The 19647-nt window shown below is 62.7% G+C and carries 20 protein-coding genes; 5 read left to right on the top strand and 15 right to left on the bottom strand.

From position 1 onward, the window contains the following. Positions 1-25: 25 nt before the first annotated feature. Both xylB and dalD read right to left on the bottom strand, forming a co-directional pair. A complete protein-coding gene (gene xylB, locus FQ746_RS23280) occupies positions 26-1507 on the bottom strand; it encodes a xylulokinase (protein ID WP_144111983.1) in 1482 nt (493 codons plus the stop codon). A 139-nt stretch (positions 1508-1646) separates the two neighbouring features. Continuing rightward, complete coding sequence (dalD, locus tag FQ746_RS23275; protein WP_144111982.1) at positions 1647-3062, bottom strand: D-arabinitol 4-dehydrogenase; 1416 nt, start codon at positions 3060-3062, stop codon at positions 1647-1649. A 335-nt stretch (positions 3063-3397) separates the two neighbouring features. On the opposite strand from dalD, the gene FQ746_RS23270 reads away from it, so the two are divergent. Continuing rightward, a complete protein-coding gene (locus FQ746_RS23270; RefSeq protein WP_144111981.1) occupies positions 3398-3625 on the top strand; it encodes a hypothetical protein in 228 nt (75 codons plus the stop codon). A gap of 17 nt (positions 3626-3642) precedes the next feature. Here the strand turns inward: FQ746_RS23270 and FQ746_RS23265 are convergent, their stop codons facing one another. From FQ746_RS23265 to kynB, 5 genes are all read right to left on the bottom strand, one after another. Next, the gene (locus FQ746_RS23265; RefSeq protein ID WP_144111980.1) at positions 3643-4092 is read right to left on the bottom strand and encodes a hypothetical protein; all 450 of its coding nucleotides are present in this window, start codon (positions 4090-4092) and stop codon (positions 3643-3645) included. Positions 4093-4168: 76 nt separating this feature from the next. Continuing rightward, positions 4169-4636, bottom strand: a complete 468-nt coding sequence (locus FQ746_RS23260) for a hypothetical protein (protein ID WP_144111979.1) — start codon at positions 4634-4636, stop codon at positions 4169-4171. Positions 4637-5009: 373 nt separating this feature from the next. Further along, the gene (kynA, locus tag FQ746_RS23255) at positions 5010-5969 is read right to left on the bottom strand and encodes a tryptophan 2,3-dioxygenase (RefSeq protein WP_144111978.1); all 960 of its coding nucleotides are present in this window, start codon (positions 5967-5969) and stop codon (positions 5010-5012) included. Positions 5970-5979: 10 nt separating this feature from the next. Then, the gene (gene kynU, locus FQ746_RS23250; RefSeq protein WP_144111977.1) at positions 5980-7230 is read right to left on the bottom strand and encodes a kynureninase; all 1251 of its coding nucleotides are present in this window, start codon (positions 7228-7230) and stop codon (positions 5980-5982) included. Between the two features lie 70 nt (positions 7231-7300). Then, complete coding sequence (kynB, locus tag FQ746_RS23245; RefSeq protein ID WP_144111976.1) at positions 7301-7939, bottom strand: arylformamidase; 639 nt, start codon at positions 7937-7939, stop codon at positions 7301-7303. A 130-nt stretch (positions 7940-8069) separates the two neighbouring features. Here kynB and FQ746_RS23240 point away from each other — a divergent pair, with 130 nt between their 5' ends. Continuing rightward, a complete protein-coding gene (locus FQ746_RS23240) occupies positions 8070-8585 on the top strand; it encodes an Lrp/AsnC family transcriptional regulator (protein WP_144111975.1) in 516 nt (171 codons plus the stop codon). A 79-nt stretch (positions 8586-8664) separates the two neighbouring features. Here the strand turns inward: FQ746_RS23240 and FQ746_RS23235 are convergent, their stop codons facing one another. Next, positions 8665-9174: a flavin reductase family protein gene (locus FQ746_RS23235; RefSeq protein WP_144111974.1), complete on the bottom strand. Its 510-nt coding sequence runs from the start codon at positions 9172-9174 to the stop codon at positions 8665-8667. A gap of 292 nt (positions 9175-9466) precedes the next feature. Between FQ746_RS23235 and msrA the strand changes: the two genes are divergently transcribed. After that, complete coding sequence (gene msrA, locus FQ746_RS23230) at positions 9467-10015, top strand: peptide-methionine (S)-S-oxide reductase MsrA (protein ID WP_144111973.1); 549 nt, start codon at positions 9467-9469, stop codon at positions 10013-10015. Here msrA and FQ746_RS23225 read toward each other — a convergent pair. The 3 genes from FQ746_RS23225 to pdxH form a co-directional block, all read right to left on the bottom strand. Beyond that, complete coding sequence (locus FQ746_RS23225) at positions 9963-11336, bottom strand: DUF72 domain-containing protein (RefSeq protein ID WP_144111972.1); 1374 nt, start codon at positions 11334-11336, stop codon at positions 9963-9965. The two genes, msrA and FQ746_RS23225, sit on opposite strands and share 53 nt — an antisense overlap. A 113-nt stretch (positions 11337-11449) precedes the next feature. Continuing rightward, the gene (locus FQ746_RS23220) at positions 11450-12664 is read right to left on the bottom strand and encodes an SAM-dependent methyltransferase (RefSeq protein ID WP_144111971.1); all 1215 of its coding nucleotides are present in this window, start codon (positions 12662-12664) and stop codon (positions 11450-11452) included. A 141-nt stretch (positions 12665-12805) separates the two neighbouring features. Further along, positions 12806-13447, bottom strand: coding sequence for a pyridoxamine 5'-phosphate oxidase (gene pdxH, locus FQ746_RS23215; protein ID WP_144111970.1), 642 nt, complete (start codon positions 13445-13447; stop codon positions 12806-12808). A 236-nt stretch (positions 13448-13683) separates the two neighbouring features. Here pdxH and tcdA point away from each other — a divergent pair, with 236 nt between their 5' ends. Beyond that, entirely contained in the window at positions 13684-14538 is an 855-nt protein-coding gene (gene tcdA / locus FQ746_RS23210; RefSeq protein WP_144111969.1) for a tRNA cyclic N6-threonylcarbamoyladenosine(37) synthase TcdA, read from the top strand. On the opposite strand, the gene trxA is transcribed toward tcdA, so the two are convergent. Together trxA and FQ746_RS23200 are read right to left on the bottom strand one after the other, a co-directional pair. Beyond that, positions 14535-15383, bottom strand: coding sequence for a thioredoxin (trxA, locus tag FQ746_RS23205; protein WP_144111968.1), 849 nt, complete (start codon positions 15381-15383; stop codon positions 14535-14537). The two genes, tcdA and trxA, sit on opposite strands and share 4 nt — an antisense overlap. A 96-nt stretch (positions 15384-15479) precedes the next feature. Continuing rightward, a complete protein-coding gene (locus FQ746_RS23200; RefSeq protein ID WP_144111967.1) occupies positions 15480-16355 on the bottom strand; it encodes a pirin family protein in 876 nt (291 codons plus the stop codon). Between the two features lie 148 nt (positions 16356-16503). Between FQ746_RS23200 and FQ746_RS23195 the strand changes: the two genes are divergently transcribed. After that, complete coding sequence (locus tag FQ746_RS23195) at positions 16504-17385, top strand: EamA family transporter (protein ID WP_144111966.1); 882 nt, start codon at positions 16504-16506, stop codon at positions 17383-17385. A gap of 92 nt (positions 17386-17477) precedes the next feature. On the opposite strand, the gene FQ746_RS23190 is transcribed toward FQ746_RS23195, so the two are convergent. Further along, entirely contained in the window at positions 17478-19079 is a 1602-nt protein-coding gene (locus FQ746_RS23190; RefSeq protein ID WP_144111965.1) for an N-acetylmuramoyl-L-alanine amidase, read from the bottom strand. Next, positions 19061-19633, bottom strand: coding sequence for a tRNA (adenosine(37)-N6)-threonylcarbamoyltransferase complex ATPase subunit type 1 TsaE (gene tsaE, locus FQ746_RS23185; RefSeq protein ID WP_144111964.1), 573 nt, complete (start codon positions 19631-19633; stop codon positions 19061-19063). Before tsaE ends, FQ746_RS23190 begins: the two co-directional genes overlap by 19 nt. Positions 19634-19647 lie beyond the last annotated feature (14 nt).

Raw genomic sequence — 19647 nt, 5'->3', positions numbered from 1 at the left:
GTTGGTGGTTCGGCTTGCCGTTGTCTTATGCGAGCGGTCGGCGCGCGGGGTCGAACAGCGGCCGCACATGACGATACAGCGCGCGATACGCTTCGAGCCGCAAGCGCAACTCCGCATGCCGCTGCGCATTCGGCGTGAACTCGCGTTCGATCGGCGGCTTGGTCAGCACCGTCGAAGGCGCGCCGCCGGCCGCGAGCCAGCCGAGCCGTGCCGCGCCGAGCGCCGCACCGGTTTCGCCGCCGCCGTGTTTGCGGGTCGCGGTATCGAGCGCGTCGGCCAGCAACTGCGCCCAGTAATCGCTGCGTGCACCGCCGCCGAGCAGCGACAGCGCTTTCGCTTCGGTGCCGGCTGCGCGCAATGCGTCGAGCCCGTCGGTGAGTGCGAGCGTGACGCCTTCGAGCACGGCATAGCCGAGCAGCGCACGGTCCGTCGCGTGATTCATGCCGAAGAACACACCTTGTGCATACGGATCGTTATGCGGCGTGCGCTCGCCCGACAGATACGGCAAAAAGAGCGGCGCGGTATTCAGCGCGTCGGGCGGTAACGCTTCGATTTCGCCGAGCAGAGTCGGTTCGTCGGTCGAGGTGAGCTTGCAGACCCAGCGCAGACAACTCGCCGCCGACAGAACCACGCTCATCTGATGCCAGCGATCCGGAATCGCATGACAGAACGCGTGCACCGCCGAAGCGGGGTTCGGCCGGAAACTGTCGCCGACCACGCACAGCACGCCCGACGTGCCGAGCGACACGAAGCCGTCGCCCGGTTGCGTCGCGCCGATGCCGATTGCGCTGGTCGCATTGTCGCCGCCACCGGCTGCGACCACGACGTCGTCGCTCAAACCGAATTCGCGCGCGACGGCGGGCAACAGCGTGCCGGACGGCGCGCTGCCTTCGCACAGGCTCGGCATGTGTGCGCGTGTCAGGTTGCAGGCGGCCAGTAGCGTGTCGGACCAGTCGCGTTTGGCTACGTCGAGCCAGAGCGTGCCGGCTGCGTCGGATGGGTCGGACACCTTGCCGCCCGTCAGTTGCAGGCGCAAGTAATCTTTCGGCAGCAGGACGCAGGCCGTCTTCGCGAAGATCTCCGGTTCGTGACGCGCGACCCACAGCAGTTTCGGCGCGGTGAAGCCGGGCATCGCCAGATTGCCCGCTATCGCGTGCAGGTCCGGCGCGCGTTCGGTCAGCTCAGCGCACTCCTTGTCGCTGCGCATGTCGTTCCACAGAATCGCCGGACGCAGCACGCGATCTTCCGAATCGAGCAGCACCGCGCCGTGCATCTGACCGGATAGGCCGATGCCGCGAATCTGCGCGAACTCGTCGGGATGTTTCGAGCGCAACGAAGCCAGCGCGGCGCGCGTGCCGGCCCACCAGTCTTCGGGATTCTGTTCGGCCCAACGCTGATGTGGACGCGAGACCGTAAACGGGGAGCCTGCTGTGCCGATCACGCGTCCATCGGAGGCGAGCAGCAGGACTTTCACTTCGGACGTGCCGAGGTCGATGCCGAGATACATGGGCGCAGAACCTTCGTCGGTAGGGTTGCGGCTACTTTAGCCGCACAGGGCACGCGGCGCCATGCGCGTTATGCCTGGCGTGGGGGTGGATGGCTGATTTCGTTTCGTGTTTGTCGAACGCTTTGGGGCGCGTGGTCGATCAGGCCGCGCCGCGTTTGGCGAGCCATGCGTCGACTCGCGCGAGCGCGCCGGCCAAGGCCGATTCGAGTTCCGGCGTTTGCGCCATGCTGCCCCACAGCAGTCGGTCCGCTGCAAAAGCCGGCAGCGGGTCCGTTGCAGCGAAGAAAGCGTGCGCGACGCGTTCGTCCATCACGCCATCCTGGTACGCGTAGGGCAGCTTGCCGGTGTGCCAGCGTTGCAGGAAGCGGAAGAACAGCGCGGGCAGCATCGCGGTGGCTGCCGGCGTGACGCCGCGCTCGAAGCACTCCGACAACGTCGGCGCAATAAAGCCCGGCAGCTTGGAAAACCCGTCGGCCGCGACGCGCTGGTTGGTGTCCTGGATATACGGGTTGCTGAAACGCTCGAGCACCACGTCGCGATAGCGCTCCAGATCGAGCGGACTCGGGGTGAGGCAGGGGATTACGTCTTCGGTGACGTAGTCGAAGGCGAACGACTGGATATCCGCGTCGAGCGTGCCTTCGTGGATGTAGTTCAGCCCGACCAGCGTGCCCGCCCACGCGATGCAGCTATGCGTGGCGTTCAGGATGCGGATTTTCGCTTCTTCGTAGGGCATGACCGAGTCGACCAGTTCCGCGCCGACGTGCTGCCATGCCGGCCGCCCCGCGATGAAGTGATCTTCGATCACCCATTGGATGAACGCTTCGCCCATCACCGGACACGCATCGTCCACGCCGGTCGCGGCTTTGACGCGCTCGCGCACGTCCGGTGTCGGCCGCGGCGTGATGCGGTCGACCATCGAACTCGGACATGCCGTGTTGGCATCGAACCATTGCGCGAGATCGGTCGCGCCGCGTTGTGCGAGAAACGCGCGCATGCCGGCTTCGAAGCGCTCGCCGTTGCTGCGCAGGTTGTCGCAGGTTTGCAGTGTGACGGGGCCTGCGTTGCGCTTCATGCGTTCTGCGAGGATTGCCGCGAGGGCGCCGTAGATGGTGGTGTGGCCGCCTGCCAGGTCGGCCGCGAGGTCGGCATTGGCGGTGTCGAGTTGATCTTCTTCGTCGAGGTAATAGCCGCCTTCCGTGACGGTGAAGGAGATGATCTTGCAGGCCGGATCGGCACCGGCTTCGATGAGTCCGTCGAGATTCTCGGTCCAGGGGACGACACGCTCGATCGAGCGGATGGTTTCGTACGCGCGCTCGCCTTGCGGCGTGACGGTTTCGAGCGTGTAGACGCCGTGCTGTGCGGCGAGCGCGTCGAGCACCGCGTTCATGTCGCTGCGGATGTTGCCGACCGTGAGCGACCAGTGCGGTTCGCCCGCGACCTTCGCCTCGTTCAACCGATGGAGATACCACGCCTGATGCGCGCGATGAAACGATCCCGCGCCGATGTGCAGGATCACGTTTGCGGCCGTGCCGCCGTCGCCTTGTCCGCTGTTCATGTGCGTCTCCTGATTGTTTTGACTGCGCGGCTTCGAGCCGGCTTTTTTCTGGAATGGAGCATTTGCTCGATGTGTGAGCGAATGATCGTACTGGGTGGGGGGATTGTCAAGACGGGGTTATGGGGGTTTTCGTGGCGCAGCGCGGGGTGGGGTGGGGGAGGAGGATCTGTTGGGCTGCTTTGGGACGTGACGCGTGGGGCTGTTGCGCTGCGTCAAATCGCAACTGTTCTGCGGAAAAGAGTCGGGGTAGTTGCGGATCTTTCTGTGAGGGCGATGGGCTAGATTCTTATTCCTGTATCGATGCCCCCGCATCCGACGCTAAAGGAAGTCTAAAAATGATCGAAGACAAGAACACCGCGACTGAAGTGGTGACGTTGCTGTACGACGCAAACAGGTCAGTGAACGACGCAATAAAAATCGTGCAGGCGAATTGTTCGGCGGAAGTTTTTTCGACTTTTCGGCGCGGAATGGCCGATGTCATTTACACGCTATTCGAAACGGCGATCGTGCCTATTTGCAAGCAGCATCCTGAATTGATACCTGAAGGGGAAACGCTCGACTGAGGAAGCGGCGTACCGCATCACCGCTTGAGAAGTCGATAAACCCTTACGGTCCGAAGCCATGACAAGAGCGACCATGCGTTGATCGCCAGGACCGTGAGGAACAATACAACTGCTTGAGCAGTACTGGTATCCGGCCGCATCGCTTTCACAGAAAATGCCACCCCTATCAGCATCGTGAACCCACATAGCGCGAGTCGCTCAACCGGTTCTTTCACGCCGCAAATTTGACCGCTTGCGTGGTTCAACCAGCCGACGAGCGTTTGCCAGTTCTCTGGATCGCGCAGTACCGCGGTCACGACCATGCCATTGTCCAGGCGCGGCGCTCCGCGTATCTGCACCGCGTAATGGCGCTTCCCTGCAACGGTAACGTTGAAAGTGAGGCCGAGCGTGGTATAGCCATGTGCGCTTTTCGTGGCGACGATCCCGCTTATGTTTTCAAGCGTGACCGTGATGGCGTGGTACGTCATAAATGCATCGGGTGATTGCCAGCAGGACTCTTATATCTCACCTTCCATCCTGTTGCGGCTGTGATTTCCAATAACTTCAATGCTGCACGGAACCGAGCTTCTCCGCAGACCGTCTTTGCGCCGCAGCCTTCACCCGTTCCTGTTTGCGAGTCACCTGCTGTTCCTCAACCGCCTCTTCACCCTCTTCTCCATGCTCGCCCGCCTCCGACAGCAACTTCGCCGCTACTTTCGCGGTAATCCGGCTATGTGGCACGCCCTTCGCATCGAGCGCGATGACCTGATACAACTCGCGATCACACTCGGCTTCCTGCTTGTATTGCTCGAGGGTATCGATGAAATGCTCGAGTAGATTGCGCTCGCGCCGTCGCTCGTCGAGCGTGACTGCCGGTGACGTGACGAAGGCCGTCGCAAGATCGAGCAGCGTACCAAGCTGACGAATCTGCCGGTCGCACGCCGAGAACGCCGAAAGCGCCAGCTTTTCGTATTGCTGTGCATCGACAGGCGGTCGCGAGGGGGGACGGGTTTTCTTGCTGGCTTTGCTCATGGTGCGATTTCCGGTTCGTTCCTGATATCCCGACGATCCCCCGTTGAGTGAGGGTGAGCAGGCACATGACGAGTTTGAGAGTCCGGGCGTAAAACCATAACCGGCGAGCCTCACGGCTCCCTCACCATGGCCTGCCCATAGAAGCACGTGCATGGTTGCGCACTACCCATTCGCGTGGATAGCGCAGTTTTACGCTGCGGGCTCTCACACCCGGCCACCTTGTCTAGCGGCAACGGGAAATCTACCTCAGCTATTTTTCGAGACGGTCAACTACCCAAGCAAAACACGCGGATCTTAACCAATCTTTACAACCAAACCCATGCGTCGCTCATTCGCCATTCACGACGCATTGCATCGCTCAAAATAAACGTTCCTAAAGCATCGTCCGCACGTGCCAAAGCTCGGGGAACAACACCACGTCGAGCATCTTGCGCAGATACGTCGCGCCGCTCGTGCCACCCGTGCCCTGCTTGAACCCGATGATCCGCTCCACCGTCGTCACATGCCGGAAGCGCCATTGACGGAACGCATCTTCGAGATCGACGAGTTCTTCCGCCATCTCGTACAGTTCCCAATGCTGCGACGGATTGCGATACACCTCGAGCCACGCGGCCTCCACCGACGCATCGTGCTCCGTCGGCAAACTCCAGTCACGCTGCAAACGCTCGGGTGAAATCGCAAAGCCACGCCGCGCCAGCAACTGCACGACTTCGTCGTAAAACGAAGGCGATTCGAGCGACGTCTTCACCTGCTCGTAAATATCCGCGCGATGCGCATGCGGCTTGAGCATCTGTTCGTTCTTGTTGCCGAGCAGAAACTCGATCTGCCGATACTGATACGACTGAAACCCGGACGACGCGCCGAGATACGGCCTCATGGCCGTGTACTCGGAAGGCGTCATCGTCGCGAGGACGCTCCAGGCCTGCACCAGTTGCTCCATGATCCGCGACACGCGCGCGAGCATCTTGAACGCGGGCGGCAACTCGTCGTTATGCACGGCCTTGAGCGCCGCGCTCAGTTCGTACAGCGCGAGCTTCATCCACAACTCGCTCGTCTGATGCTGGATGATGAACAGCATCTCGTTGTGATCCGGCGACAGCGGATGCTGCGCTTCCAGCACCGTGCCGAGCGACAGATAATCGCCGTAGCTCATCGAATCCGAAAAATCGAGCTGGGCGTCGTGCCAGCCGTCGCCGGATTCATCGGCCGATGCATCGGTCCGCCCGGCAGAAGACGTAGCAGTCGAAGCAGCCGCCCCGCCGCCATACCCGAACGGACAACCCTGCGCGGGCTTGTCTTCCGGCGCAGCCGGTGTTTGCGTGTGATCGTTCATGACGGCGTCCTCAGGTCACGGCGCCGCGAGCGGCAAATTCAGGCGCACGCCAGGTCTCTTCGGCAAGCACCTCGCGCAGCGTTTCGACGGCATCCCACACATCGACGAAGCGCGTGTACAAAGGCGTAAAACCGAAACGCAGCACATACGGCTCACGGTAATCGCCGATCACCCCGCGTGCGATCAACGCCTGCATCACTTCATAGCCATGCGGATGCTCGAAGCTCGCATGCGAGCCGCGCTGCGCGTGCTCGCGCGGCGTCACCAGCTTCAGCGGAAACTCGCCGCAACGTGCTTCGACCAGTTCGATGAACAGATCGGTCAGCGCTAGCGACTTCTTGCGGATCGCCTGCATGTCGGTCTGCAAAAACACGTCGAGGCCGCATTCGACCAGCGCCATCGAGATCATCGGCTGCGTGCCGCACAGGTAGCGGCCGACGCCTTCGTCCGGTTGATACGCCGGGTCCATCTTGAACGGCGCGCGATGGCCCCACCATCCCGACAGCGGCTGCGCGAAGTCGTTCTGATGACGCTTGGGCACCCACACGAAAGCCGGCGAACCCGGGCCGCCGTTCAGATACTTGTACGTGCAACCGACTGCGTAATCCGCACCGACGCCGTTCAGATCGACCGGCACCGCACCCGCCGAATGCGCGAGGTCCCACAGCGCGAGCGCGCCCTTGTCGTGGATCAGTTGGGTCAGGGCGGCCATGTCGTGCATGTAGCCGGTGCGGTAGTTCACGTGCGTCAGCATCGCGATGGCAGTGTCGTCGCCGATCGCGGCGGGTAACTCCGACGGGTCGTCGACCAGACGCAGCTCGTAGCCGCGATCGAGTTGCTCGATCAGGCCTTGCGCGATGTACAGATCGCTCGGGAAATTCGAACGCTCCGACACGATCACGCGACGTTTCGGATCGCGCGCATTCGCCACGCGCACGGCGGCCGACAACAGCTTGAACAGGTTGATCGAAATCGTATCGGTTACCACGACTTCGTTCTCCGCCGCGCCGATCAGCGGGGCGAGCTTGTTGCCGAGGCGGCGCGGCAGCGCGAACCAGCCGGCGCTATTCCAGCTGCGGATCAGGCCCTCGCCCCATTCGGCGGCGATCACGGTTTGCGCGCGTTGCGCGGCGGCGGCCGGCGGCACGCCGAGCGAGTTGCCGTCGAGGTAGATGCTGGTCGACGACAGCGCGAACTGGTCGCGCAGCGGGGCAAGCGGGTCGGCGCGGTCGAGCGCCAGTGCTTCGTCACGGTGGTTCATGGTGAGTCCAGTCAGTCGGATCGTAAAAGTTCGGTAAGTCGGTGTTGATTCGAATCTTCAGGGCGCTGGTTCAGCGCGACGCCGGCAACGCGCGCAGTACCGCGCGCACCGGGCTCGCGTCGAGGGTCGTCAGTTTCAGCGGGAGGGCGATCAGTTCGTAGTCGCCGGGCTCGACGTCGTCGAGCACGATGCCTTCGAGAATCGCCATCCGGTGCGTGCGGATGCGGTGGTGCGAATCCATCGTCTTGGATTCCTGCGGATCGAGCGACGGCGTATCGATGCCGAGCAGTTTCACGCCACGTTCGGCGAGCAGGTCGACCGTCTCGGGCGCGACCGCGCAGAAGTCGCTGTCCCAGTCGCCCGTGGGGGCACGCCTGTAAGTCCTTAGTAAGACTCGCGGCGGCAGATCGTCGAGCGAGCCGACCAGGTGTTGTGGTGTGACAACAGGCGCGGCGCCGATGCAATGAATCACCCGGCATACCCCGAGATAAATATCGAGCGGCACTTCGCCAATTGCCGCACCGTCGACGTCGTAATGCAGCGGCGCGTCGGTGTGCGCGCCCGTATGCGGCGACAGCGTCAGACGCGCGACATTGACCGGCGAGCCCGCTTCCATGCGCCATACGCGCTCTATACCGACCGGCGTGTCGCCCGGCCAGACAGGCGTCGCGGTATCCACGGCGGGGGAGATATCCCAAAGTCTCTGCATGTCGTCGTCGTCAAGTTGGGTGAGTGGGGCAATGATAGGTGCGCAACCGCAGAATGTGATTGCGAAAAAATCTCCTTCTAAGGCCTGTCTTGGAACATAATTTGAGATAAATGGGAAAGGGAGACCGAATATGAACGCGATCTCGCTCGACGCCACCGATTGCCGTATCTTGACGGTGCTTCAGCAAGAAGGACGGATCAGCAATCTCGATTTGGCGGAGCGCATTTCGCTCTCGCCGTCGGCCTGTCTACGGAGGTTACGCCTGCTCGAAGAGCAGGGCGTGATCGAACATTACCGGGCCTGTTTGAATCGTGAAGTACTGGGTTTCGAACTGGAAGCGTTCGTGCAGGTGTCGATGCGCAACGACCAGGAGAACTGGCACGAGCGCTTCGCGGAAGCGGTGCGGGACTGGCCGGAGGTGGTGGGCGCGTTCGTCGTCACCGGCGAGACGCATTATCTGTTGAGGGTGCTGGCGCACAACCTCAAGCACTATTCGGATTTCGTGCTGCAGCGGTTGTACAAGGCGCCCGGCGTGATGGATATCCGTTCGAATATCGTGCTGCAGACCTTGAAAGAAGATTCCGGCGTGCCGGTGTCGCTGGTCACCAGGACGAACGGACACGGCGCGACGCATAACGACCGTTGAGGTCGGTGGCCTCTAATCAGCCAAACCGCTGCGAGACCGCTGGCCGGGCGCCGCGGTCTTATCTCACCCGGCAAAGCCCTCAGAGCTTCGCCAGCCCATGGAATTGCCCGTTCTGGAACACCAGCGGCGCAATCTCCGCGGCGTTTTCATGCACGCCGCAACGCTCCACTTCACCGACGAAGATAACGTGGTCGCCTTCTTCGTAGCGGCTGCGGTTATGACATTCGAACCACGCGAGCGCACCGTCGAGCACCGGCATGCCGGTGTCGCCCTGCGCGTGCGACACGCCTTCGAAACGATCGCCCTTCACCGTCGCAAAGCGCTTGCACAGGTCGAGCTGCGAGGCGGCCAGCACATTGACGACGTAGTGACTATTCGCGCGGAACACCGGCATCGACGCCGAGCGCGTGGCGAGACTCCACAGTACCAGTGGCGGATTGAGCGACACGGAGTTGAAGGAACTGGCGGTAATGCCGATCAACTGGCCGGACGCCGCACGCGTCGTGATGACGGTCACGCCGGTGGCGAATTGACCGAGCGCCTGTTTGAAAGCGGGCTGATCGAAGTTGGGCGGGCTGGCGTGCTTCATCGGACGTACATGGTCGACGCCCATGCCAACGCCAACGGGGAAGACCCCCGGCCGAAGCCATCGCGTGTGAAGCGGGAAACAAATGATTCGAAAGTCATAGTGAAAATCGTCGATTTGGCCCAATTTTAACTGCAATCGCGGAGCACGGGCCGCGTGCCCGGCCGGTCGCCGGAAAAACCGCTAAGCTGGCAGATCCCGGTCGCGGCACGAGCATTGCGAATCGACAGGCTCGGCAACGCGGGTTCGAACAGCGCCGGCATCGGTCAAAAATCAGTTTGAAGGAGCGAGCAGCATGAGTCAGACAGGCGAAGTCGCCACCTTGGGTGGCGGGTGTTTCTGGTGCCTCGAAGCCGTGTATCTGGGCGTCGACGGCGTGAATTCGGTGGAGTCGGGTTATGCGGGCGGTCAGACGAAGTCGCCCACGTATGAACAGGTTTGCGATGGCGTGACGGGCCACGCGGAAGTCGTGAACGTCGACTTCGATCCGTCGAAAATCAGCTACCGCGAGATTCTGGATATTTTCTTTGCCATCCACGATCCGACCCAGTTGAATCGGCAGGGCAACGACGTCGGCACGCAGTATCGCTCGGTCATCTTCACGAATTCCGAGGCGCAGCGCGAGGTCGCGTTGCAGGCGATTCGCGAGATCGGCGAACAGAAGATCTACGACGGGCAGATCGTCACGCAGGTGTTACCGCTCGACGGCAACTACTGGCCCGCCGAAGCCTATCATCAAAACTATTTCGAGCAGCATCCGAACCAGGGCTATTGCTCGTTCGTGGTCGCGCCTAAGGTGGCGAAGTTTCGTCAGAAGTTTGCGCACCGGGTTCGGGCGGGCTGATCTCCGGTTCGTGCTCGGGCTCAGGCTCAGGCTCGGGCTCGTGGGCGATCCTCGAATACGCTTCGACGATCGCCCGCGCAAGTTCCACGCAACTCAAAGGCGCCGAGCCTTCCGCCTTGTTGTTGACCGCGATTACCACCGGCTGGCCGGCGAACGCGTAGCGCGCGGCCAGTTCGGCGAGCGATGCGCGGGTCGACGGGTCCTCGTCGATCAGCCGGTCGAACGGCTCGTATTTCGCCTTCGCCTGCTCGTATTTGAAGCCGCCGTGCAGACTCCAGCGCACGATCAGCGGTCCTGCCGGCTCGCCGTCCAGTAGCGCGAGTGCCGCCGCCTGGCGCAGCGGATCCGGCATCCGCGCATGAATACCCACGCAGTAGCGCACGCCGGCGGTTTTCAACGTACGGATGAAACGCGGCGTCAGGAGACTCGCATCGCGGATTTCAATCGCATAGCAGGTGCCGTCCGGCAGCGCCGGCAGCGCGGTCAGAAACGCCGCGAGACGTTCGATGAACGCCGCGGGTTGCGCCAGCATCTGATCCGGCAACGGCGAAAGCTGGAACACCAGCGCACCGGCTTTCGGTCCCAGACCTTCCAGACACGGCGTGACGAAATCGTCGATCGCCATCTGCGCATTCAGAAAACATGGGTTCAGCGACACTGGCTCGCCGCGTTCGGCACGGACGGTAGCGTCGGTAATCGTCATCGGCGCCTTGACGATGAAGCGGAAATGCTCCGGTACCTGTTGCGCGTAACGCAAATACTCGGTAACGGTGAGCACCGAATAAAACGAGCGGTCGATGCTGACGGTTTTCAGCAGCGGATGCGCGCCATAAGCGCCGAGGCCGTCGCGCGAAAGTTTGGTCTTGCTGTATTCGTCGCCGTAGACGATGCCGTTCCAGCCAGGAAACGACCATGTCGAGGTGCCGAGATGCACTTGCGGCGGAAGCTGGGAGGCGAGTGCCGCGAGTTCGTCGGAGGGTGGGGCGGGCAGTACGTCGCGGGAGCGGCGTTTTTTGGGCGCGGGCGTGGCTGCTGGTGTCTCGCCGACTTCACTGACGAGGTCGTCGGTGGCAAGGTCGGAGACTTCGTCTTCGTCGGGCCACAGTGAAGCCGCGTCGACTGACTTCGTGCGAGATGAAGATCGTCGGCGTTCCGCAGATGAACCGCCAGCCTGTGTCGTCGGCACATTCGCCGCCGGCGCACCCAGCGCACCCGGCGGCGTGGCCGCTACCGCCATCGGCATTCCGAACAGATCGAATTGCACTTCTTCAGAATCGCCGCTCACCGGCTCGTCGACGTCGCTCGTCCCGCTCTGGTCCATCGGTGTTCGACCTGCCGTTCAAAGGTTATGCCGCGCCGGCCGGCTTCACGCGTATCTTTGGCGCGAAGCCCGGCCGGCGCGCGGCCACGGCGAAGGCCGTGGCCGCAACCGTATCACAGTGGCTTGTCGTAAATGTAGCGGCGCGACCACGGGAGGGTCTTCGCACTACGGCCGGCTTTGCGGCAGACCACCTGGTAGATCGACACGTCGTCGGTCTCGAACGCGTAGGCGCAACCGGCCAGATAGACACGCCAGATGCGGAATTTTTCGTCGTCGACCAGTTGACGCGCTTCATCCGCGCGGGCCTCGAAGTTCTCGGCCCAGATATCCAGCGTGCGCGCGTAGTGACGGCGCAGGCTTTCGACGTCGACCGCTTCCAGTCCGCCGCGTTGCATCGCTTCGAGAGCAAGGCCGATATGCGGCAACTCGCCGTCCGGGAACACGTAGCGGTCGATGAATTCGCCGCCGCCGAGCGCGGTCTCGCCGCTATCCGAATCGCTCGACGTTATGCCGTGATTCATCGCGATACCGTCGTCCACCAGCAGATCGCGAATTTTCTGGAAATAGCCCGGCAGATTCTTGCGGCCGACGTGCTCGAACATCCCGACGCTCGTGATGCGGTCGAACTGGCCTTCGACGTCGCGGTAATCCTGCAGACGGATTTCGATCTGGCCTTCCAGCCCCGCGGCCTTCACGCGCGCAGTAGCGAGATCGAACTGGTTCTGCGAGAGCGTCACACCCACGCACTGCGCGCCGAATTTCTGCGCCGCGCGCAGCACCAGCGCGCCCCAGCCGCAACCGATATCGAGCAGACGCTGCCCCGGTTGCAACTGGATCTTGGTGAGAATGTGATCGATTTTCTTGATCTGCGCGGTCGCGAGATCTTCGTCGCCGTTCTCGAAGTAGGCGCACGAGTACACCATGTTCTCGTCGAGCCAGAGCTTGTAGAACTCGTTCGACACGTCATAGTGATACTGGATGGCCTTCTTGTCCGACGCCTTCGAATGGCTGAAGTAGCGCCGCACGCGCGCGAGCTTGCTCGCACTGGTGACGGTGTTGCGCGCCAGCTGATAACCGATATTGATGATGTCCGACAGTTTGCCTTCAATATCGATTTTGCCCTTCACGTACGCCTCGCCCAGATTGTCGAGGCTCGGTTCGAGCAGATATGGCAGCGCCGTGGCGCTTTTTACGTGCAGCGTGACCTGTGGTGCGGCGAACTGCCCGAAGTCGTGTTGCTGACCGTCCCACAGCACGAGGCGTGCGGGCAGATTAGCCTTGGTCTTGACATCGTCCACCCACTGCGCCAGCTTTTTCTCCCAGAACATGTGATCTCTCCGAGTCCGTTGAACTAAAGCAAAGCCTACGTGGATCGCCTCGCACTACGGCGCAACTCCCAATGCCGCGAGAGGCAATCCGGCCGGCGCGCGTTGCTGCATTGGCGACGCGCGTACGGTATTCGATTCGAGTCAGGGCGACAGGCGGGAGATGTACCACTCGCTGTTTTCTGCTGACCGCGTGTAGAGCAGACGGTCGTGCAAACGCGACGGCCGGCCCTGCCAGAATTCGATTGCTTCGGGTACCAAACGATAACCGCCCCAGTGAGGCGGACGCGGTGGCTGGTCACCGTATTGCAGGCTGATTTCGCGTTCGCGTGTTTCGAGCTGCGAACGGCTTTCAATTACCTGACTCTGATTCGAGGCCCATGCGCCGATGCGTGAGCCGAGCGGACGGGAGGCGAAGTAGGCGTCGCTTTCGGTCTCGCTGGTTTTGACGATGCGCCCTTCGACCCGTACCTGACGCTCCAGCTCGATCCAGTAGAACAGCAGACTTGCGAATGGATTGGCGGCCAGTTCGCGGCCCTTGCGGCTCTCGTAGTTGGTGAAGAACACGAAGCCCCGTTCGTCCACCCCTTTAATCAGCACGATGCGCGCCGAGGGACGGCCGCGCGAGTCGACCGTTGCCAGCGTCATCGTATTCGGCTCGGGCAGTTGGGCGTCGACCGCCTGCTGAAACCACGTATCGAATTGCGCGAACGGGTTGCGGTCGATATCGGCAACGTCCAGAGACCCTAGCGAATAATTTTTCCGAAGGTCGGAGAGTGAGGTCATGTTCTTATGCGAACGCTACAGTGCGGCAAGTATAGCCAAGCCTAAATTTTTTTGCGCGCGACCAGGACAAACCCGCGCGACCATGCGGGTCACTTTTGCAGCTATTGATTGACTACCTGATTGCAGGGAAATGCGTACGACGATGACGCTCTATGGGTTCAGGCAGAATACCGGCTGCGAACGCTTACGCGTGAGTTCTTTCCGTTGTGTCTGTTTTTTTCACGAGTCCTGCCGCCATGTCCAGCCCCACCGCGCAAACCGATCTTACTACCAGCCCCGACGCGAGTGAATCCGCCGATCGCGCGCGACGCTTCGGCGGCATCGCGCGTTTGTATGGCGCGCCGGCGCTGGCCGCGTTCGAAGCCGCGCATGTGGCGGTGATCGGCATTGGAGGAGTGGGGTCGTGGGTCGCCGAGGCGTTGGCGCGCAGTGCGGTGGGCACGCTCACGCTGATCGATCTGGACAACGTGGCGGAGAGCAACACCAACCGGCAGATTCACGCGCTCGACGGCAATTACGGCAAGCCGAAGGTCGAGGCAATGGCCGAGCGTATCGCGGCGATCAATCCGTTTTGCGACGTGCGGCTGATCGAAGACTTCGTCGAGCCCGAGAATTTCGCGGCGACGCTCGGCAGCGGTTTCGATTACGTGATCGATGCGATCGACAGCGTGCGGACCAAGACGGCGTTGATCGCATGGTGCGTCGAACGCAAGCAGCCGCTGATTACCGTCGGCGGCGCGGGCGGGCAACTCGACCCCACGCGCATCCGTATCGACGATCTCGCGCTGACCATCCAGGACCCGCTACTTTCGAAAGTGCGCGGGCAGTTGCGCAAGCAGCACGGTTTTCCGCGCGGGCCGAAGGCGAAGTTCAAGGTGAGCGCAGTGTATTCGGACGAGCCGCTCATCTACCCGGAAGCTGCCGTGAGCGATATCGACGAAGAAGCCGGGCACGTCACGACGTCGCCGGGACAGACGGGACCGGTCGGCTTGAACTGCGCGGGGTTCGGCTCGAGCGTGTGCGTGACCGCAAGTTTCGGTTTTGCCGCAGCCGCGCATGTGTTGCGGGCGTTGGCAAAACCGGCTGTTTAGAACAGCGACGCGCTCAGCTTACGGCGCCATTGCGATACCAGCTCCGGCTGGTGCGCCGCCAGATCGAACACCGACAACATGGTCTTACGGCCGATATCGTCGCGGAACGTGCGGTCGCGTTGCACGATCGCCAGCAGATGTTCCAGTGCGCCTTCGTACTTCAGACGCGCAATCAAAGCGCTTGCCAGGTCGAAGCGGGCTTCGAGATCGGCCGGATCGGCGGCGACTCTCGCTTCCAGCGCGTCGGTCGGCGGCAGGGCGGCGGCAGCGTCGAGCGCGTCGAGCCGGGTCTTGATTGCATTGAACCGGTGGTCGATGCCCTGAGTGGTTTTCGGCGAGAGCTTGTCGACCTCGCTACGGACTTCCTCGATACGATCGTCGTCCAGCAGCAATTCAATGCGGTCCATACGCGCTTCGTCGAAGCCCGGATCGTAGGCGAGCGCTGTTTCCAGCGCGTCGTAGGCGTCTTCGCGGCGGCCTTCGGCCAGCGCGGTTTGCGCGTCGAGTCGCGCGCCGTCCGCGCCTTGCGGCACGAGGCGTTCGATGAACTCGCGCAACTGACTCTCCGGCAGCACGCCGACGAACTGGTCGACCGGCTGACCGTCGGCGAAGGCCATCACGTGCGGAATGCTGCGCACCTGAAAATGGCCGGCCAGTTCCTGGTTCTCGTCCACGTTGACCTTCACGAGCTTCCATTTGCCGGCGGCTTCGGCCTCCAGCTTTTCCAGCATCGGGCCGAGCGACTTGCAAGGGCCGCACCACGGCGCCCAGAAGTCGACCAGCACAGGCGCCTGGGTCGATGCCACGATGACGTCCTGTTCGAATGTGGCCAGAGTGGTGTCCATTGCGTCCTCGTCGATAAAACAGTTGGTTGATTAGTTGGGGGCACGCAGCGTGGTTTCAATGCGGCGAGAGCCTGGTGCGTCGGTGGCGCTCGATGCTCAGTGCCGCGCCGGCAGCGGAATCCATTCCGTTTCGCCGGGCACCGTGCCCATTTCCTGATGCGTCCACGCGATTTTGGCCGCATCGATCTTCTCGCGCGAACTGGCCACGAAATTCCATTCGATAAAGCGCTCGCCATCGAGCTTTTCGCCGCCGAGCAGCATGGCGCGCGCGCCGTGGCTGCTGGCGAGCGTGACCGTTTCGTCGAGCGCAAGCACGGCCATCTGGCCCACTTCGAGCGGGGTGCCGTCGATTTCCAGATCGCCCTCGACGAGATAGACGCCGCGCTCCTCGTGTTCCGGTTCCAGTGCGAAAGCGCTGCCCTGCGCGAACTCCGCAGCCACGTAGAGCGTGCCGGAGAATGTCGTGACCGGCGACGTCGCGCCGAACGCGGTGCCCGCGATCACGCGCAGCGTCACGCCGTTGCGCTCGATTACCGGCAGCGTATCGGCCGCGTGATGCGAGAACGACGGCTCGACCTCTTCGTCGTCGAGCGGCAACGCGACCCAGGTCTGCACGCCATGCATGGTCAGGCCGCTCGCGCGATCTTCGTCCGGCGTGCGCTCGGAATGGACGATGCCGCGACCCGCCGTCATCCAGTTGACGTCGCCAGGAACGATCTTCTGCTCCGAGCCGAGGCTGTCGCGATGCATGATCGCGCCTTCGAACAGATAGGTGACCGTGGCGAGACCAATGTGCGGATGCGGGCGCACGTCGAGGCCCGTACCGGGTTCGAGGGTGGCGGGCCCCATGTGGTCGAAGAAGATGAAAGGCCCGATCAGACGCGCCTGCATGGCCGGCAGCACACGCCGTACGGTAAGACTGCCGACGTCGCGCAAATGCGGCTTGAGGACTGCTTTGATCGAGGAGGACATGAGGCAGACCCGGTTGGAATGGAGAGGGAAACGGTGCGCAATGGGCGATTCTACTGCGGATGACGCTGGGGTCGCAGGGTGGGCGGTGTGTCCGCTAAACTGCCACCTCCGCTCATCGAGCACACTGAACCACCATCAGGAGACCCGGATGTCCCCGAGAGATCTGCTGCTCGCGCTAGTCGTCGTCGTGGCGTGGGGCGTCAATTTCGTCGTGATCAAGGTCGGGCTGCATGGTGTGCCGCCAATGCTGCTCGGCGCATTGCGCTTCACGCTGGCCGCGGTGCCGGCGGTGTTTTTCGTGAAGCGCCCGCGCATCCCGCTGCGCTGGCTGCTCGCCTACGGCGCGACCATTTCGTTCGGCCAGTTCGTGTTCCTGTTCTCGGCCATGTACGTCGGCATGCCGGCCGGCCTCGCCTCGCTGGTGCTGCAGGCCCAGGCCTTCTTCACGCTGATCTTCGCGGCCGCCTTCCTGCACGAACGCCTGCGTCTGCCGAACGTCGTCGGCTTGCTGATCGCGGCGGGCGGCCTGGCCGTCATCGGTCTGCAAGGCGGTCATGCAATGACGCTCGCCGGTTTCCTGCTCACGCTGTGCGCCGCGTGTTCGTGGGCGGCCGGCAACATCGTCACGAAGAAGGTCGGCAAGGTCGATCTGGTCGGGCTGGTGGTATGGGGCAGCCTTGTTCCGCCGTTGCCGTTTTTCGCGCTCTCGTTTGCGCTGGAAGGACCGCAACGGATCGCGGCGGCGTTGAGCGGCATCAGTGTCAGTTCGATTCTCGCGATCGTTTATCTCGCGTTCATCGCCACGCTGCTCGGTTACGCGCTCTGGAGCCGCCTGCTGTCGCGCTATCCGGCAAGCCAGGTCGCGCCGTTCTCGCTGCTGGTGCCGATCGTCGGGCTGGCGTCGGCTTCGCTGCTGCTCAACGAGCAATTGTCGGGACCGCAGATCGTCGGCGCCGTGCTGGTGATGGGAGGGCTGGTGGTGAATGTATTCGGTGGCCGGGTGATGCAGCGGTTCGCGCCGGCGCGCTGAACGCGGATTCCTCACAATGCGGTCATCGAAAAGACGCTCAAAAAAACGGCCGCTCGAAGCGGCCGTTTCTCATGGTGCAAGTGCGTGCCCGCTTACGTCATGCGGTTCTTCGCCAGCGGCGGATTAGCCGCGAAATAATGCTTGATGCCGTTCATGATCGCGTCGGCCATCTTGTCGCGATAGGCGTCGTCGTTCAGGCGACGCTCCTCGTCCGGGTTGCTGATGAATGCGGTTTCCACAAGGATCGACGGAATGTCGGGCGCCTTCAGCACCGCGAACCCGGCCTGTTCGACGGAGCCTTTGTGCAGCTTGTTGATACCGCCGATCTCCTTGAGCACGAAGTTGCCGTAGCGCATCGAATCGCGAATCTGCGCGGTCGTGGACATATCGAACAATGCGCGATTGACGGTGGCATCCGCGGACTTGATGTTGATGCCGCCGATCTGATCCGACGAGTTTTCCTTGTTCGCCATCCAGCGCGCCGCCGCGCTCGACGCGCCGTGATCCGACAGCGCGAACACCGACGAACCTTTCGCCGACGGTGTGGTGAACGCGTCCGCGTGGATCGACACGAACAGGTCGGCGCCCACGCGGCGCGCCTTCTGCACGCGCACGTTCAGCGGCACGAAGAAGTCGGCGTCGCGCGTCATCATCGAGCGCATGTTGGCTTGCCCGTCGATCTTGGCGCGCAGCTTCTTCGCGATGTCGAGCGCGATGTGCTTCTCGTACGTGCCGCCGCCGCCGATCGCGCCGGGGTCTTCGCCGCCGTGACCTGGATCGATGGCGACAGTCAGTAGACGCAGCGTGCCACTCTTGTTGGACTTGGGCGTGCTGAACGCGTAGTTATCGCTGTCGTCGCTATCGCCGAGGTTGCTCGCGTTGCTGCTGCCGCCTGAGCCCTTGTTGTTGCGCGCAATCGCGGTGGGCGGCGGTAGCGGCTTGCCGATGGAGGGCGTGCCAGGGGAGTTGGGTGCGCTGGGCACGAGCGGCGCCGGTACGCCATGCAGCGGCGCGCGCGGTGTCGTCGAGGTCGCTGCACCGCCGCTGCCGCTGCCGTTATCCGCGTAGCGCTCGAAGAACGCCTCACTGTTATCGGCGGTGGGCGGCGTCGTGCCGGGACCGCTCAGCGTCGCCGGCGGCGCGCTGTTCTGATTGAGGCTCTGTTCCTTGTGTTCGGTCTGCGCCAGCAGATCCATCAACGGATCGGGCGCGACCGCCGGGTACAGGTCGAACACCAGCCGGTATTTGTACGCGCCGACCGGCGGCAGCGTGAACACCTGTGGCTTCACCGAACCTTTCAGGTCGAACACCATGCGCACCACGTGCGGCTGATATTGCCCGACGCGGACGGCCTGAATCTGCGGATCGTTCGGCGTGATCTTCGAGACCAGGTCCTTCAGTTCCTGATCGAGATCGAGCCCGCTCAGATCGACCACCAGACGATCGGGACCTTGCAGCAACTGCTGCGCATTCTGCAACGGCTGATCCGATTCGATCGTCACGCGGGTGTAGTCGCGCGCCGGCCAGACGCGTACGCCGAGCACCGAACTGGCCCAGGCCACGCGCGGCGCGACGAGACCGAGCACGAGGGTGGACGCGCCCGCGCGCAGAATCTGCCGGCGCCGCCAGTTATGCGTGGCGGTAGCCGCCGATTCGATCGAACGGAACGGTTTGATCAACATCTTTCGAGACATGCCTTTCCTGATTCGCTGTATGCCCGTGCGACGAGTACGCGGCCTTCGCCGCTCACGTCGAGGTCGAGCGAGAAGACCAGATCCGGCACGCCTAGCAGACGTCCCGCACGTTGCGGCCATTCGACGAGGCAGATAGCGCCGCTGTCGAAATATTCCCGAAAGCCCGCATCGGCCCATTCGGCCGGATCGGAGAATCTGTACAGATCGAAGTGATACAGCGCGAGTTCCCCGGCGGGGCGCTCGAGCACATAAGGTTCGACGAGTGTGTAGGTGGGACTGCGCACGCGGCCCGTATGACCGAGGCCGCGCAAGGTGGCGCGCACGAGGGTGGTTTTGCCCGCGCCGAGATCGCCGGCGAGTTGCACTTGCAGACCGTAGAACGCCTTGTCGCCATCCGCATCCGGAGTTTGCAGGCTCGCTTCGCGCACGCTTTCGATGGCTTGCGCAAAGCGCTCGCCGAACGCGTGCGTCGCGGCTTCGTCCGCGAGCGCGAAGCTGCGTTCGAGGAGGACAGCGGCGAGCGGTGGAATCGCTTGATCGGGATTGACGGGCATTCTCGTAAAATGGC

Source organism: Paraburkholderia sp. BCC1886 (assembly GCF_900996245.1).
Classification (GTDB): domain Bacteria; phylum Pseudomonadota; class Gammaproteobacteria; order Burkholderiales; family Burkholderiaceae; genus Paraburkholderia.
Note: the sequence above shows the minus strand (reverse complement) of the source record. Positions and strands in the feature narration are given on the sequence as shown.

Coding starts and splice junctions, on each gene's coding strand:
- xylB (WP_144111983.1), bottom strand. CDS start 1,507: ATGTATCTCGGCATCGACCTCGGCACGTCCGAAGTGAAAGTCCTGCTG.
- dalD (WP_144111982.1), bottom strand. CDS start 3,062: ATGAACAGCGGACAAGGCGACGGCGGCACGGCCGCAAACGTGATCCTG.
- FQ746_RS23270 (WP_144111981.1), top strand. CDS start 3,398: ATGATCGAAGACAAGAACACCGCGACTGAAGTGGTGACGTTGCTGTAC.
- FQ746_RS23265 (WP_144111980.1), bottom strand. CDS start 4,092: ATGACGTACCACGCCATCACGGTCACGCTTGAAAACATAAGCGGGATC.
- FQ746_RS23260 (WP_144111979.1), bottom strand. CDS start 4,636: ATGAGCAAAGCCAGCAAGAAAACCCGTCCCCCCTCGCGACCGCCTGTC.
- kynA (WP_144111978.1), bottom strand. CDS start 5,969: ATGAACGATCACACGCAAACACCGGCTGCGCCGGAAGACAAGCCCGCG.
- kynU (WP_144111977.1), bottom strand. CDS start 7,230: ATGAACCACCGTGACGAAGCACTGGCGCTCGACCGCGCCGACCCGCTT.
- kynB (WP_144111976.1), bottom strand. CDS start 7,939: ATGCAGAGACTTTGGGATATCTCCCCCGCCGTGGATACCGCGACGCCT.
- FQ746_RS23240 (WP_144111975.1), top strand. CDS start 8,070: ATGAACGCGATCTCGCTCGACGCCACCGATTGCCGTATCTTGACGGTG.
- FQ746_RS23235 (WP_144111974.1), bottom strand. CDS start 9,174: ATGAAGCACGCCAGCCCGCCCAACTTCGATCAGCCCGCTTTCAAACAG.
- msrA (WP_144111973.1), top strand. CDS start 9,467: ATGAGTCAGACAGGCGAAGTCGCCACCTTGGGTGGCGGGTGTTTCTGG.
- FQ746_RS23225 (WP_144111972.1), bottom strand. CDS start 11,336: ATGGACCAGAGCGGGACGAGCGACGTCGACGAGCCGGTGAGCGGCGAT.
- FQ746_RS23220 (WP_144111971.1), bottom strand. CDS start 12,664: ATGTTCTGGGAGAAAAAGCTGGCGCAGTGGGTGGACGATGTCAAGACC.
- pdxH (WP_144111970.1), bottom strand. CDS start 13,447: ATGACCTCACTCTCCGACCTTCGGAAAAATTATTCGCTAGGGTCTCTG.
- tcdA (WP_144111969.1), top strand. CDS start 13,684: ATGTCCAGCCCCACCGCGCAAACCGATCTTACTACCAGCCCCGACGCG.
- trxA (WP_144111968.1), bottom strand. CDS start 15,383: ATGGACACCACTCTGGCCACATTCGAACAGGACGTCATCGTGGCATCG.
- FQ746_RS23200 (WP_144111967.1), bottom strand. CDS start 16,355: ATGTCCTCCTCGATCAAAGCAGTCCTCAAGCCGCATTTGCGCGACGTC.
- FQ746_RS23195 (WP_144111966.1), top strand. CDS start 16,504: ATGTCCCCGAGAGATCTGCTGCTCGCGCTAGTCGTCGTCGTGGCGTGG.
- FQ746_RS23190 (WP_144111965.1), bottom strand. CDS start 19,079: ATGTCTCGAAAGATGTTGATCAAACCGTTCCGTTCGATCGAATCGGCG.
- tsaE (WP_144111964.1), bottom strand. CDS start 19,633: ATGCCCGTCAATCCCGATCAAGCGATTCCACCGCTCGCCGCTGTCCTC.